This window comes from Glaesserella parasuis (assembly GCF_002015085.1).
Lineage (GTDB): Bacteria > Pseudomonadota > Gammaproteobacteria > Enterobacterales > Pasteurellaceae > Glaesserella > Glaesserella parasuis.
Genome location: NZ_MUXW01000003.1, coordinates 90,558 through 103,485, shown reverse-complemented (window position 1 = coordinate 103,485; position 12,928 = coordinate 90,558). Strand labels below are relative to the sequence as shown.

14 protein-coding genes and 1 pseudogene are annotated in these 12,928 nt (G+C 40.9%); 10 read left to right on the top strand and 5 right to left on the bottom strand.

Going from position 1 to position 12,928, the window contains the following annotated elements; all coding sequences use genetic code 11:
- Nucleotides 1-46: 46 nt before the first annotated feature.
- The 3 genes and pseudogenes from hutZ to B0183_RS01995 all read right to left on the bottom strand — a co-directional run.
- On the bottom strand, nucleotides 47-586 hold the full coding sequence (gene hutZ / locus B0183_RS02005; protein WP_078208248.1) for a heme utilization protein HutZ: 540 nt from the start codon (nucleotides 584-586) through the stop codon (nucleotides 47-49).
- A 13-nt stretch (nucleotides 587-599) separates the two neighbouring features.
- Nucleotides 600-1,094, bottom strand: coding sequence for a heme utilization cystosolic carrier protein HutX (gene hutX / locus B0183_RS02000; RefSeq protein WP_016527605.1), 495 nt, complete (start codon nucleotides 1,092-1,094; stop codon nucleotides 600-602).
- Between the two features lie 65 nt (nucleotides 1,095-1,159).
- Nucleotides 1,160-1,510: pseudogene (locus tag B0183_RS01995) on the bottom strand (IS5 family transposase); the annotation flags it as partial.
- A gap of 192 nt (nucleotides 1,511-1,702) precedes the next feature.
- Between B0183_RS01995 and lpxK the strand changes: the two are divergent.
- Nucleotides 1,703-2,704, top strand: coding sequence for a tetraacyldisaccharide 4'-kinase (lpxK, locus tag B0183_RS01990; RefSeq protein WP_078208279.1), 1,002 nt, complete (start codon nucleotides 1,703-1,705; stop codon nucleotides 2,702-2,704).
- On the top strand, nucleotides 2,685-2,846 hold the full coding sequence (locus B0183_RS01985) for a Trm112 family protein (protein WP_016527607.1): 162 nt from the start codon (nucleotides 2,685-2,687) through the stop codon (nucleotides 2,844-2,846). The genes lpxK and B0183_RS01985 overlap by 20 nt, the downstream gene beginning before the upstream one ends.
- A gap of 34 nt (nucleotides 2,847-2,880) precedes the next feature.
- Here the strand turns inward: B0183_RS01985 and B0183_RS01980 are convergent, their stop codons facing one another.
- Entirely contained in the window at nucleotides 2,881-3,786 is a 906-nt protein-coding gene (locus tag B0183_RS01980; RefSeq protein ID WP_078208247.1) for a 1,4-dihydroxy-2-naphthoate polyprenyltransferase, read from the bottom strand.
- Nucleotides 3,787-3,890: 104 nt separating this feature from the next.
- Here B0183_RS01980 and tsaA point away from each other — a divergent pair, with 104 nt between their 5' ends.
- The 8 genes from tsaA to serA all read left to right on the top strand — a co-directional run bounded on the left by tsaA (nucleotide 3,891) and on the right by serA (nucleotide 11,163).
- On the top strand, nucleotides 3,891-4,643 hold the full coding sequence (tsaA, locus tag B0183_RS01975) for a tRNA (N6-threonylcarbamoyladenosine(37)-N6)-methyltransferase TrmO (RefSeq protein ID WP_016527609.1): 753 nt from the start codon (nucleotides 3,891-3,893) through the stop codon (nucleotides 4,641-4,643).
- 36 nt (nucleotides 4,644-4,679) lie between these two features.
- Nucleotides 4,680-5,384, top strand: a complete 705-nt coding sequence (locus tag B0183_RS01970; protein ID WP_021113786.1) for an SIMPL domain-containing protein — start codon at nucleotides 4,680-4,682, stop codon at nucleotides 5,382-5,384.
- 9 nt (nucleotides 5,385-5,393) lie between these two features.
- Nucleotides 5,394-5,534, top strand: coding sequence for a hypothetical protein (locus B0183_RS12230; protein ID WP_005712054.1), 141 nt, complete (start codon nucleotides 5,394-5,396; stop codon nucleotides 5,532-5,534).
- A 117-nt stretch (nucleotides 5,535-5,651) separates the two neighbouring features.
- Nucleotides 5,652-6,224: a peptidylprolyl isomerase gene (gene slyD / locus B0183_RS01965; protein WP_005712056.1), complete on the top strand. Its 573-nt coding sequence runs from the start codon at nucleotides 5,652-5,654 to the stop codon at nucleotides 6,222-6,224.
- Nucleotides 6,225-6,242: 18 nt separating this feature from the next.
- Nucleotides 6,243-7,769: a threonine ammonia-lyase, biosynthetic gene (gene ilvA, locus B0183_RS01960; RefSeq protein ID WP_005712058.1), complete on the top strand. Its 1,527-nt coding sequence runs from the start codon at nucleotides 6,243-6,245 to the stop codon at nucleotides 7,767-7,769.
- Between the two features lie 6 nt (nucleotides 7,770-7,775).
- Nucleotides 7,776-9,110, top strand: coding sequence for a phosphoglucosamine mutase (glmM, locus tag B0183_RS01955; RefSeq protein WP_021112676.1), 1,335 nt, complete (start codon nucleotides 7,776-7,778; stop codon nucleotides 9,108-9,110).
- Between the two features lie 98 nt (nucleotides 9,111-9,208).
- Nucleotides 9,209-9,868 (top strand): ribose-5-phosphate isomerase RpiA, encoded by a 660-nt coding sequence (gene rpiA, locus B0183_RS01950; RefSeq protein WP_015939591.1) that lies wholly within the window; start codon nucleotides 9,209-9,211, stop codon nucleotides 9,866-9,868.
- 62 nt (nucleotides 9,869-9,930) lie between these two features.
- On the top strand, nucleotides 9,931-11,163 hold the full coding sequence (gene serA / locus B0183_RS01945; RefSeq protein ID WP_005712064.1) for a phosphoglycerate dehydrogenase: 1,233 nt from the start codon (nucleotides 9,931-9,933) through the stop codon (nucleotides 11,161-11,163).
- Nucleotides 11,164-11,278: 115 nt separating this feature from the next.
- On the opposite strand, the gene pyrG is transcribed toward serA, so the two are convergent.
- Complete coding sequence (pyrG, locus tag B0183_RS01940; protein WP_035522832.1) at nucleotides 11,279-12,913, bottom strand: glutamine hydrolyzing CTP synthase; 1,635 nt, start codon at nucleotides 12,911-12,913, stop codon at nucleotides 11,279-11,281.
- Nucleotides 12,914-12,928 lie beyond the last annotated feature (15 nt).

The following is a 12,928-nucleotide window of genomic DNA, read 5'->3' as shown; positions in this document are numbered from 1 at the left end:
GCGGTCAGTTTCTGCAAATTTTTTGCGAAAACTGACCGCTTATATTTTATGCCTCTTTCTTGTGCGGACCGATTTCTTTATTATGCCCTTCATCAAGATGAACAAAATTCACTAATTCATCAGCACTTACTTGGAACGCTTTACCAAACCCTTTTACAAATAATCCTTGTTGTGGTTTAAAGCAGAACAGTTTGAAGTCTTGCAAGGTTGCTAACTCATCGACTAAATCGCCGTGACGGGCTTTTAATTTGGCAATGCCATCATTCCACTCATCACTATAGCGTTCGGCAATGCGAGCGGTTGCGTCGAAGGTCAAACGGCGACGAGCAAAAATTTCACGGCTCTGACTTTCATCTTCCAGCAACATTAACGACACTTTCGGCACTTCCTGTAGGTTGCATGCGTGGCGGGCAATGGTGGAAATCAATACTTGATATTCACCATTGTTGATCACAAATGGTGCATAACTTACATTAGGGGTTCCCTCTTTATCCACAGTGGCAAGCACCAATGTTTTCATTTTTGCTTTAAATTCTTGAATTTCTGGCCCTAAACGGTTTTGTAATACTTCTTGACGATTTGACATTTATCGCTCCTTTTTATTGAAATGTCTTAAATTTTTCAACTTGTGTTGGGAAGAGTTGCCGCTGCTCATCTCGACCGAGATACACTTTAAAAATGGTTTGCCCGTTATGTGCAATAAAAGCAATGTTGTAGCTTTCTTTCCCTCTAAACGGCAAGCTAACAAAGGCAATTCGAGCAATATTATCAAGCTTTAAATGCCCGTGAAGTGTGCCTTCTTGATCCTTCATATTCAAATTGTAATAACCTCGAGCAAAGATCCCGCTTGGAAAACGGTCTTTAATTTCAAAAATGGAACCTTCTTTTTCGATGATAGTTGTAAATGTTCCCCATTGACTGATCGCTTGTAGAATCTCTTCCGCTCTATCTGCAGAGAACAAGCGGACAAATTCACTCGGTAAATTGCAAAGCACTTGCCCTTCTGGGAGAGCTAATTTTTCCGCAATTTCAAGGGTAATCATATTCGGGTTTTCAGCAAGAAGCTGGGTGATTTGTTGTCTATAAGAGTTCATGTTGTTATGCACAAGTTAATAATGATTATTATTTATTTTATAGTCATGCTATGCTGGAATCAACTACTTTTACCAATCGCTTGCAGATTTTGACCGCTTGTGCCTGTTGAATGCTGGTGAGCCTTGATGACACTGCTATCAATAAAAATCCATTCAGAATCAATATATTGTCTAAATGATTTTAGCACTTCTTGCCAAACACCCTTTTTAGACCAAAGATTGAACCGACGATAAATCGTGTTCCACAAGCCAAATTCAGCAGGTAAATCACGCCAAGGGCATCCCGTACGAATGCGATATAAAATCCCTTCCACTGTATTACGATGTTCAGGTTTATTATAAACACGTCCTGTACGGTCGAGTAAATAAGCTAGGCGTTTCCAAAGATTATCTGTTAAAATAGTTCTAAGCGACATAGTTTGTATGGGATGGTTAGGTTTTGGCGAACTAAATTATACCAAATTTCTATGTCGTTTGTTTTTTGTACTTAAAAGATCAACACGCCCTATGCTTACAAAAATAATTTATTTTTTAGACATTACTTATTTGATGCCATAGAATGGACAGTACATCATAGAAACATATAAATGACTTTACGTATAACAACTATGAACATCTGGCAAACAAAATCCCTCGTCACTTGGCTACTTGCCCCTCTCTCCCTGCTTTTTTGGTTGATTAGCCAAATTCGAGTGATGTTATACCGCAAAAAAATCCTAACATCTTACCGCTCGCCAGTGCCAGTCTTAGTGGTGGGAAATATTTCTGTTGGCGGAAACGGCAAAACACCTGTGGTCGTGTGGTTGGTAGAACAGCTTCAACAGCGTGGCGTGAAAGTTGGTGTTATCTCCCGTGGTTATGGTGGAAAAAACAAGCAATATCCACAGTTAGTCACAGCCGATAGCAATCCCGAATTAATGGGGGATGAGCCTGTACTCATTGCGCAACGAACACTCGCTCCAGTCGCCGTTTCGCCGAACCGCCGACAAAGCATTGAACTATTATTGAGCCAATTTGAGTTGGATCTCATTATTACTGATGATGGCTTACAACATTACGCCCTTGAACGAGATATGGAGTGGGTTGTTGTCGATGGCGAGCGTCGTTTTGGCAACGGTTTTGTCTTGCCGGCAGGTGGATTGAGAGAGCTTCCAAGCCGTTTAAAATCAGTGCAAGCGGTGATTTGCAACGGAAAATCTGCACAAGTAGGCGAACATCTAATGCAGTTAGAACCTGAATGGGTAATCAATTTAAAAACAGGCGAGAAAAAACCGATAACCGATTTTTATCATCAGTCGGCGATTGCCCTTGCAGGCATTGGCTATCCGTCTCGTTTTTTTATGATGTTGCAAGAGCTTGGCATTCAACTTAAAGAAAGTTATGGCTTTGCTGATCATCAACCTTACGCGTTAAACATAATCGAACCTTTACAGAAAGACGGCTTACCGCTATTAATGACCGAAAAAGATGCGGTAAAATGCCGTAGTTTTGCTCAACCAAATTGGTGGTATGTGCCTGTTTCTGCAAAATTTTCAGCACAAGATACCGCTTGTTTATTAGAACCCGTCCTTGAATTAGTGAGAAAACAGAATGAACGAAAAACTGCTTAATACGATCGCTTGCCCAATCACTCAGACCAAATTAGAGTGGGATAAAGAAAACAACCGTTTAATTAGCCGTTCGGCGAATGTTTATTATCCGATTGAAAATGGCATTCCTGTGTTGTTGCCAGAGAAAGCGGAGAAGCTATAAAGATATACAAACTGTAAGCCAGTTAATCCCAGATTTATAACATGATACTCAACCCAAACAGCAAATTTGTTATCAATGCCAACCCTGCCATTTGTCCAAGGATAGGGCGAAGTTCTGTTGGATGTTTGTGGAGGTAAACAAATAAACCGTGTTTGACTAGTAAAGGGATTGCTAATAAGTATAGGAAATTGTACCAATGAGCAAAATTCGTCAGAGTGAATAAAAGATAGGATAGTACAGCTAAACTGAGTAAAAGAAGATGATAACGGCGTCCATTCTGGCTACCGATACGGACAATAAGGGTATTTTTACCCGCTTGTTTATCTTGCTCAATATCGCGTAAGTTATTGATATTTAATACTGCCACAGATAATAGACCACAGCCGAAAGCGGGAAGTAATAGATCAAACTGTAGGGTATGGGCTTGTAAGTAGAATGTACCTAAAACAGCTAAAAATCCAAAGAAAATGAGTACGGAAATATCGCCTAATCCTAAATAGCCATAAGGTTTTTTTCCTACGGTGTAAGTAATTGCTGCGACAATCGCTAAAATGCCAAGTAGTGCAAAAACAATAAGATCTTGCCAACTTTGATAAGCATAACCAATCAATACACTTCCAGATATAAAAGATAATACAGCAACAAAAATCAAGGCTGTTTTCAACTGTTGTCCCGAAATCTCACCCTGTTGAATTGCTCGTAAAGGGCCGATCCTCTGTTCCGTATCAGATCCTTTGATGTGATCACCATAATCATTAGCAAAGTTAGACAAAATTTGTAACAAAATCGTTGTGATAAAAGCCAGTAGGGTGGTTAGCCAATCAAATTTTCCTTGCCAAAAAGCTAATGCAGAACCAACCAAAATAGAAGCTAATGCAAGCGGTAAGGTTTTTGGGCGAGCCGTTGAAAGCCAAATAGAGAACATAGAACCTTTATTCATATCAATAAATTAGTCACTTTAATGAAGTTTTTCTTTTAAAACTGTGTATTTTATTACAAAATGTTCTTATATGTTTTGATTTTTAACAGAAAATTTGCCTTTTTATGACAAATCCGTCCTCTTTAACCCTTTCTCCCATTGGAACGATACAAACACCTTATGGGGAAAAATTTGCCGTTCCTCGTCAGCCCAATTTAGTCCGTGAAGGGCGAGGTATTTTGCGTTTGTTGCCACCTTATAATACGCCTGATGCAGTACGAGGTTTGGAGCAATTTAGCCATCTTTGGCTTATTTTTCAATTTCATCAAATTCCTGAACGAGAGTGGCACGCTACTGTTCGCCCTCCCCGCTTGGGTGGGAATGAGCGTGTTGGTGTATTTGCCAGCCGTGCGACACATCGCCCAAATCCGTTAGGTTTATCGAAGGTGGCATTAGATCGTATTGAAGTTAAAGAGGGCGAGGTTTATTTACATTTAGGCAGTGTTGATTTAGTCGATGGTACACCGATTTTGGATATTAAACCTTACGTTGCTTATGCTGATAGTGAACCGAATGCGTTATCGGGGTTTGCTCAAGATAAACCTGAGGTGAAATTGCAAGTGCTTTTGACTGAGCAAGCACTACAAGCGGTCAAATCTTGTCAGAACTTTGCGAAATTTGGCATTGAAGATCCTGTGCAATTTTTATGTGATGTGGTTGCACAAGACCCTCGACCCGCATATCAGCAAAGTAAACCAAGTGAGCGAATTTATGGTATGCACTTGGCTGGCTATAACGTGACTTGGCAGATAGATAAGGTGCGACAGGATCTTGCACATATTTTAAACATTGAACTAATCAAGAGAAATACGTTCTAAGTGGTGTTTTACGCCCTGATATAAAAGGAATAGAGAATGACATTGAAAAAATATTTAGCCATTTTACCGCTTGTATTTACCTCATTGGCTGTATCGGCAGAGCCAAATACCTTTGATACCAACTCGACTTTCCAGTTTTCAACGCAAGTAAGTCGTGCGGTGGATAAAGATCTGATGAAAGCTGAGGTATATAGCAGAATGTCAGGTAAAAACCTGAATGAACTGAAAAAGCAAGTTTCTGCTCATCTCAATCAGGTGATTGAATTAGCGAAACAAGATAAAAGCATTGAGTTATCTACAGATGGCATTAGTAACTATCCAGAATACGATAATAAAGGTAAGGTGACAGGCTGGTTCGCAGAAGGTCGCATTCAGTTGAAAAGTAAAAATTTTGACGCTATGGCAAAGGTGCTTGAGAATTTAGGCGATGATGTGGCGATTGGTCAAATTCATTTTAGTGTGTCGCCTGAAAAATTAGCTTCTCTTGAAGATGAAATGACGTTAGACATTATTGCTCAGTTTCAGCGCAAAGCCGAAGTTATTCAAAAAGGGCTAAATGCGAAACGTTATATTATTAGTAATGTTCAGTTAGAAACCCCTAACGGACAGGAACATCATAGCCGTCCAATCGCACTAAGAGCCGCAAGTTATGCGAAAGAGGCAGATGTGGATATTCCACTTGAGACAGGCAAAGCCACTATTTCTGCGTTTGCTTCGGGGCAGGTGAAATTTGAAAAGTAAGGGCTTGAAATGAAGAAATGGATTAAGTTACTCGGTCTTACTTTACTTTGCACTTCGGTAAGTGGCTGTTTAGTCACTTCTGTTGTTGGTGGTGTTGTTGGAACTGCCGTTGATGTGGTTGATGCGGTGACACCTGATATTGTGGATTAATTTCAAAATTTGACCGCTTGTAAGAATAAGCGGTCATTTTGTTACTAACATTTGCAAATCCTCTATAACAAGCTACAATGCCTAGAACTTTTTACCCAATAAAATAAGGATACTTAAATGAAAATTACCAAAAATGTTGTGCCTAGCATTGCATACCAAGTTCGTACTCAAGATGGCGTATTAGTTGATGAGGCACCAGTTGAGCAACCATTAGAATATTTACACGGTCACAATAACCTTGTTATTGGTTTAGAAAATGCGTTAGAAGGTAAAGCGGTTGGTGATACCTTTGAAGTGCGTGTTAAACCAGAAGAAGCCTATGGAGAATACAATGAAAATATGGTGCAACGTGTGCCAAAAGATGTGTTTATGGGCGTTGATGAATTAGAAGTGGGTATGCGTTTTATCGCCGACACAGATTTAGGTCCATTACCTGTGGTGATCACGGAAGTTGATGGCGATGAAGTGGTTGTTGATGGTAACCATATGTTAGCTGGTCAAGAGTTATTATTCTCTGTGGAAGTGGTTGCAACTCGTGAAGCGACATTAGAAGAAATTGCTCACGGTCACGTTCATCAAGAAGGTGGTTGCTGTGGTCACGATCACGATGAAGATCACGGTTGCTGTGGCGGTCATCACGACCACGATCATCACCATCACGGACACGGCGGTTGTGGTTGCAACCACTAATTAAAGGTTGGTTGAACGATGAGTGATACCCCATTACAATCAGGCACGGATTACCTCCGTGCCATTTTAAGCTCTAAAATCTACGATCTTGCCCAAGTCACGCCATTACAAAAAATGGAAAAGCTCTCAGAGCGTTTGGGTAATCATATTTCCATTAAACGTGAAGATCGCCAGCCAGTGCATAGTTTTAAACTGCGTGGGGCTTATGCGATGATTTCTAATCTCTCTCCAGCTCAGAAAAATGCAGGGGTGATTGCGGCTTCTGCTGGTAATCACGCTCAAGGTGTTGCTTTGTCTGCGAAACATCTCGGTTTGCGAGCGTTAATTGTGATGCCACAAAATACGCCGTCGATCAAAGTTGATGCCGTACGTGGTTTTGGTGGGGAAGTGTTGCTCCATGGAGCAAATTTTGATGAAGCCAAAGCCAAAGCGATTGAGCTTTCCCAAGAGCTGAATATGACCTTTGTTCACCCGTTTGATCACCCGCTAGTGATTGCAGGACAAGGCTCTATCGGTATGGAATTATTACAACAAAATGCCGATCTGAACTATATTTTTGTTCCTGTCGGTGGCGGTGGTTTGATTGCGGGTATTGCTGTGCTGATTAAGCAATTGATGCCTGAAATTAAAGTCATTGGGGTTGAGTCTAAAGATTCCGCTTGTCTATTTTATGCCTTGCAAGCAGGGCAACCAGTTGATTTAGAACGTGTGGGGTTATTTGCTGATGGTGTTGCGGTTAAACGTATTGGCGATGAAACATTCCGTTTGTGTCAGAAGTATGTTGATGATGTTGTGTTAGTCGATAACGATGAAATCTGTGCGGCATTGAAAGATGTGTTTGAGAATGTGCGTGCGGTGGCAGAGCCGTCAGGGGCATTATCTTTAGCGGGACTGAAAAAATATGTGGCTCAACACAATCTTGAAGGTAAAAATCTCGCCTGTATTTTATCGGGGGCAAACCTTAACTTCCACACACTACGTTATGTGTCAGAGCGTTGTGAAATCGGCGAAAAACACGAAGCACTCTTAGCCGTTTCTATTCCTGAACAAAAAGGCGCTTTTCTCAAGTTCTGTCAAATTATTGGTAATCGTGCGGTCACAGAATTTAACTATCGTCACGCAGACGATCAGCAAGCCTGTATCTTTGTGGGCGTGCGTATTAGTGGGAATGCTGAAAAATTAGAGATCATTAAAGATTTACAACAAAATGGCTATCCAGTTACCGATTTATCCGATGATGACATCGCGAAAACCCACATTCGTTATATGGTCGGCGGTCGCCCAAGTTCTATTCAGCAAGAAGAATTATACAGTTTTGAGTTCCCTGAGCAGAAAGGGGCGTTGTTGAAGTTCTTACAAACGTTAATTGATTGGGATATTTCACTGTTCCACTACCGAGCTCACGGTGCAGATTATGGTGACATCTTGGCTGCATTTGTTGTGAACGGCAGTGAAAAAGAGGCATTTAAACAAGATTTAGACCGATTAGGTTATCGCTATCAAGATGTTAATGATAGTCCAGCATATCAATATTTTTTAAGGTAATTATTTATGGCAGAACGTAAATATTTTGGCACCGATGGGGTGCGTGGCAAAGTAGGGCAATTTCCGATTACGCCTGATTTTGCATTGAAATTGGGTTGGGCAGCAGGTAAAGTGCTTGCTACTCAAGGCTCTAAACAAGTATTAATTGGTAAAGATACTCGTATTTCAGGTTATATGCTTGAGTCTGCACTTGAATCTGGCTTGGCAGCGGCAGGTTTATCCGCCGCCTTTACAGGCCCGATGCCAACCCCTGCGATTGCCTACTTAACTCGTACATTTCGTGCAGAAGCAGGGATTGTAATTTCAGCATCTCACAACCCTTATGATGATAATGGGATCAAATTTTTCTCTGCAATCGGTGAAAAATTACCAGATGAAGTCGAAGAAGCGATTGAAGCAATGCTTGATCAGCCGATGGATTGCGTGGCTTCAGCTGAATTAGGTCGTGCAAGTCGTATTAATGATGCGGCAGGACGTTACATTGAATTTTGTAAAAGTACTTTCCCATCACATTTAAGCCTAGATGGTTATAAGATCGTGGTGGATTGTGCAAATGGTGCAACTTACCATATTGCTCCAAACGTAATGCGTGAGTTAGGTGCAGAAGTGATCGAAATTGGCACACACCCAAATGGTTTGAACATCAATGAGAAATGCGGTGCAACGGACATTAAAGCCTTGCAACAAATGGTAGTCGAAGCTGGTGCAGATGTCGGTTTAGCTTACGATGGCGACGGTGACCGCTTAATTATGGTCGATCACTTAGGCAACAAGGTTGATGGTGACCAAATTCTCTTTATTATTGCTCGTGAAGCATTACGTTCAGGCAAATTACACGGCGGTGTCGTTGGTACATTAATGAGTAATATGAGCCTTGAACTTGCCTTAAAAGAGTTAGCTATTCCGTTTGCACGAGCAAATGTAGGCGACCGCTATGTACTTGAAGTCTTAAAAGAAAAAGGCTGGAAGCTCGGTGGTGAAAACTCAGGGCATATTATCGTGTTAGACAAAAATACTACTGGTGACGGTATTGTCGCCTCACTCGAAGTATTGGCTGCAATGGTATCACATAAATTAAGCCTAAATGATCTGGCTAAAGCTGTGCCGTTATTCCCACAAGTGTTGATCAATGTTCGTTTTGCAGGTGGTGCAAATCCATTAGACAGTGATGAAGTTAAAGCTGTTGCAAAAGATGTTGAACAACGTTTAGCTGGCAAAGGTCGTATCTTACTGCGTAAATCAGGTACAGAACCGCTAATTCGTGTGATGGTGGAGTGCGAAGATGGGGCTTTAGCACAAAGTTGTGCGGAAGAGATTTCAGAAGCGGTGAAACGTAACTAATCGCAAGCGGTAAGATTTCAACAAAATTTTGTAAGGATCTTACCGCTTGTTCTTTTTTAAACTATAATAACGCAAACGTTTGCTTTAAGGAGAACGCTATGGATCAACTTGAGATGAAAAAAATTGCAGCTCGTGCAGCTTTGCAATATGTTAAACCTGACACTATTGTTGGTGTGGGAAGTGGCTCAACTGTAAACTGTTTTATTGATGCATTAGGTGAAATGGCTGGTGATATTAAAGGTGCAGTAGCCGCTTCTAAAGCATCTGAAGAACGTTTAAGAGCGTTAGGTATTGAAGTATTTAGTGCCAATGAGGTGACTGAGCTTGATGTTTATATTGACGGTGCAGATGAAATTACTCCGCAAGGCTATATGATTAAAGGCGGTGGGGCGGCATTAACGCGTGAAAAAATTGTGAGTTCACTTGCAAAAAAATTCATCTGTATTGTTGATGCAAGTAAGCAAGTAGATGTGTTAGGCTCTACTTTCGCTCTGCCTGTTGAGGTGATCCCGATGGCTCGTTCTTATGTTGCTCGTCAATTAGTAGCCTTAGGGGGATCGCCCGAATACCGTGAAAGCGTTGTAACAGATAATGGCAATGTGATTTTAGATGTGTATAACTTCAAAATTTTTGAGCCATTAAAAATGGAACATACCATCAATAATATCGCAGGTGTTGTTACTAACGGGATTTTTGCACAACGTTATGCGAATGTGACCATCGTAGGTACGCCTGATGGTGCAAAAATTATTGAATAAGAAAAATCACTACGGAGGGTTGGGGGTTGCTACTCAACTCTCTTCTGTATAAGGAAGGCAATATGACAACCAAAGTTTCTTTAGATAAATCTAAAATTAAATTTTTACTGCTGGAAGGCGTTCATCAAAATGCAATTGATGTTCTGAAAAATGCAGGCTATACCAACATTGAATACCATAAAAAAGCTCTTGATGGTCAAGAGCTAATTGATGCGATCAAAGATGCTCATTTTGTTGGTATCCGTTCGCGTACTTTTATAACAGATGAAGTCTTACAACAAGCTCAAAAATTAGTAGCTATTGGTTGTTATTGTATTGGAACCAATCAAGTTGATTTAGATGCGGCAAAACGTCGTGGGATCCCTGTGTTTAATGCACCTTTCTCAAATACTCGTTCTGTTGCAGAATTGGTGTTAGGTGAAATCATCGTGTTAATGCGTCAAGTGCCAAAAGCAAATGCGGAAGTACATCGTGGTATTTGGAATAAATCTGCCGCTGGTTCAAACGAAGTGCGTGGTAAAAAATTAGGGATTATCGGCTACGGGCATATTGGTTCGCAGTTAAGCATTATTGCCGAGTCTATCGGTATGCAAGTGTATTTTTATGATATTGAAAATAAACTACCGCTTGGAAATGCTCAACAAGTTGCTAGCCTTGAAGAACTACTTTCAACCTGTGATGCGATTTCATTACACGTTCCTGAAAATGCTTCAACAAAAAATTTAATTGACGCAAAACGTTTAGCCCAGATGAAAGAAGGTGCAGTATTAGTGAATGCAGCGCGAGGAACTGTGGTAGATATTGATGCCTTAGTTGAAGTATTAAAAACAGACAAATTGCGTGGCGCAGCCCTTGATGTGTTCCCTGAAGAGCCAGCTTCTGCAAGCGATCCGTTTGAGTCTCCACTTTGCGAATTTGATAATGTGATTTTAACCCCACACATTGGCGGTTCTACATCAGAAGCACAAGAAAATATTGGCACTGAAGTCTCAAGTAAATTTGTAAAATATTCTGATAATGGCTCTACATTATCAGCGGTCAATTTCCCAGAAGTTTCCTTGCCTGAACATAAAGGCACAAAACGCTTATTGCATATCCACGAAAACCGCCCAGGTATTTTAAATCAACTCAATAAAGTCTTCGTTGATGCGAATGTGAATATTGCCGCAGAATATCTACAAACTGATCCGACTATTGGTTATGTAGTTATCGACGTTGAAACCGAACAGACTGGCGAGGCATTAAAATGTTTGAAAGAGATTGATGGAACGATTAGGGCTAGGGTTTTATACTAGCTGTTGTTTCCCCTCTAAAAGTTGAAAGAAAAATGACTTTTGGAGGGGAATTTGGCTAGGCATAGTAGACAAAAAAAGGGCATAGCAACCATTTTGTCTACTATGCCTAAAATCATTAAGCGTTTTTACCTTGATGCTCTTTTGCCGCTTTCACAAATCCTTCAAATAACGGATGTCCGTCACGTGGAGTAGAAGTAAATTCTGGGTGGAATTGTGCTGCGATAAACCAAGGGTGGTTTGGCACTTCGATGATTTCGACTAATTTACGATCTGCCGATAAACCGCTCACTTTCAAGCCTGCTGCTTCAATTTGTGGAAGTAATGTATTGTTTACTTCATAGCGGTGACGATGACGTTCAACGATCGTTTCAGTCCCATACACTTCGCGTGCTTTTGTGCCTTCGATTAAGTGGCATTGCTGAGCACCTAAACGCATTGTGCCGCCTAAATCTGATTCATCTGAGCGAGTCTCAACATTCCCTGATTCATCTTGCCATTCGGTAATTAAACCCACGACAGGTTGTGGACAGTGTTTATCAAATTCTGATGAGTTCGCTTGAGTTAAACCTGCAACATTACGAGCATATTCAATTAATGCAATCTGCATACCTAAACAAATACCCAAGTATGGAATTTTATTTTCACGAGCATACTGTGCGGTACGGATTTTCCCTTCCACACCACGATAGCCAAAACCGCCAGGGACTAAAATCGCATCAACCCCTTGTAACACTTCAACACCTTTGGTTTCTACATCTTGTGAATCAATATATTTAATGTTCACCGTTAAACGATTTTTCAAGCCTGCGTGTTTTAATGCTTCATTGACCGATTTGTAAGCATCTGGTAACTCAACATATTTACCGACCATACCGATAGTCACTTCACCCGTTGGGTTTGCTTGTTGGTACAGCACTTGTTCCCATTCAGATAAATCTGCTTCTTTGCAAGTTAAGCGGAAGCGATCACAAATGAAATCGTCTAAACCTTGCGATTTTAATAACGCTGGAATACGGTAGATGGAATCAACATCTTTGAGAGAAATAACCGCACGCTCAGGCACGTTACAGAATAAAGCGATTTTTGCTCGCTCATTTGCTGGGATCATACGATCTGAACGGCAGATCAACACATCAGGTTGAATACCGATAGAAAGCAACTCTTTCACTGAGTGCTGTGTTGGCTTAGTTTTCACTTCACCTGCCGTTGGGATATATGGCACAAGGGTTAAGTGCATAAACAATGTTTTTTCACGCCCCACATCAACGGCTAATTGACGTAATGCTTCTAAGAACGGCAGTGATTCAATATCGCCTACAGTGCCACCCACTTCAACGATTGCAACATCGTGACCTTTACCACCTTCAATCACTCGTGCTTTGATTTCGTTCGTAATATGTGGAATAACTTGGATCGTCGCACCTAAATAGTCTCCACGACGCTCTTTACGCAAAACTTCTGAGTAGATCTTACCGCTTGTAAAGTTGTTCGCTTTGGTCATTTTGGTACGGATAAAACGCTCATAGTGACCTAAGTCTAAATCCGTTTCTGCACCGTCTTGAGTTACGAACACTTCACCGTGTTGCGTTGGACTCATTGTACCTGGATCGACATTGATATAAGGATCGAGCTTCATAATAGTGACATCTAAGCCACGAGCTTCAAGAATTGATGCTAACGACGCAGCCGCAATGCCTTTTCCTAAAGAAGAAACAACGCCACCCGTCACGAAAATATAATTCGTTGCCATTTTGTCTGCCTTTTA

Bases quoted from the DNA above. Each gene is read 5' to 3' on its own strand.
- B0183_RS01970 (WP_021113786.1), top strand. From the start codon at position 4,680: ATGACATTGAAAAAATATTTAGCCATTTTACCGCTTGTATTTACCTCA.
- B0183_RS01985 (WP_016527607.1), top strand. From the start codon at position 2,685: ATGAACGAAAAACTGCTTAATACGATCGCTTGCCCAATCACTCAGACC.
- hutX (WP_016527605.1), bottom strand. From the start codon at position 1,094: ATGAACTCTTATAGACAACAAATCACCCAGCTTCTTGCTGAAAACCCG.
- pyrG (WP_035522832.1), bottom strand. From the start codon at position 12,913: ATGGCAACGAATTATATTTTCGTGACGGGTGGCGTTGTTTCTTCTTTA.
- serA (WP_005712064.1), top strand. From the start codon at position 9,931: ATGACAACCAAAGTTTCTTTAGATAAATCTAAAATTAAATTTTTACTG.
- B0183_RS12230 (WP_005712054.1), top strand. From the start codon at position 5,394: ATGAAGAAATGGATTAAGTTACTCGGTCTTACTTTACTTTGCACTTCG.
- lpxK (WP_078208279.1), top strand. From the start codon at position 1,703: ATGAACATCTGGCAAACAAAATCCCTCGTCACTTGGCTACTTGCCCCT.
- B0183_RS01980 (WP_078208247.1), bottom strand. From the start codon at position 3,786: ATGAATAAAGGTTCTATGTTCTCTATTTGGCTTTCAACGGCTCGCCCA.
- slyD (WP_005712056.1), top strand. From the start codon at position 5,652: ATGAAAATTACCAAAAATGTTGTGCCTAGCATTGCATACCAAGTTCGT.
- hutZ (WP_078208248.1), bottom strand. From the start codon at position 586: ATGTCAAATCGTCAAGAAGTATTACAAAACCGTTTAGGGCCAGAAATT.
- glmM (WP_021112676.1), top strand. From the start codon at position 7,776: ATGGCAGAACGTAAATATTTTGGCACCGATGGGGTGCGTGGCAAAGTA.
- ilvA (WP_005712058.1), top strand. From the start codon at position 6,243: ATGAGTGATACCCCATTACAATCAGGCACGGATTACCTCCGTGCCATT.
- tsaA (WP_016527609.1), top strand. From the start codon at position 3,891: ATGACAAATCCGTCCTCTTTAACCCTTTCTCCCATTGGAACGATACAA.
- rpiA (WP_015939591.1), top strand. From the start codon at position 9,209: ATGGATCAACTTGAGATGAAAAAAATTGCAGCTCGTGCAGCTTTGCAA.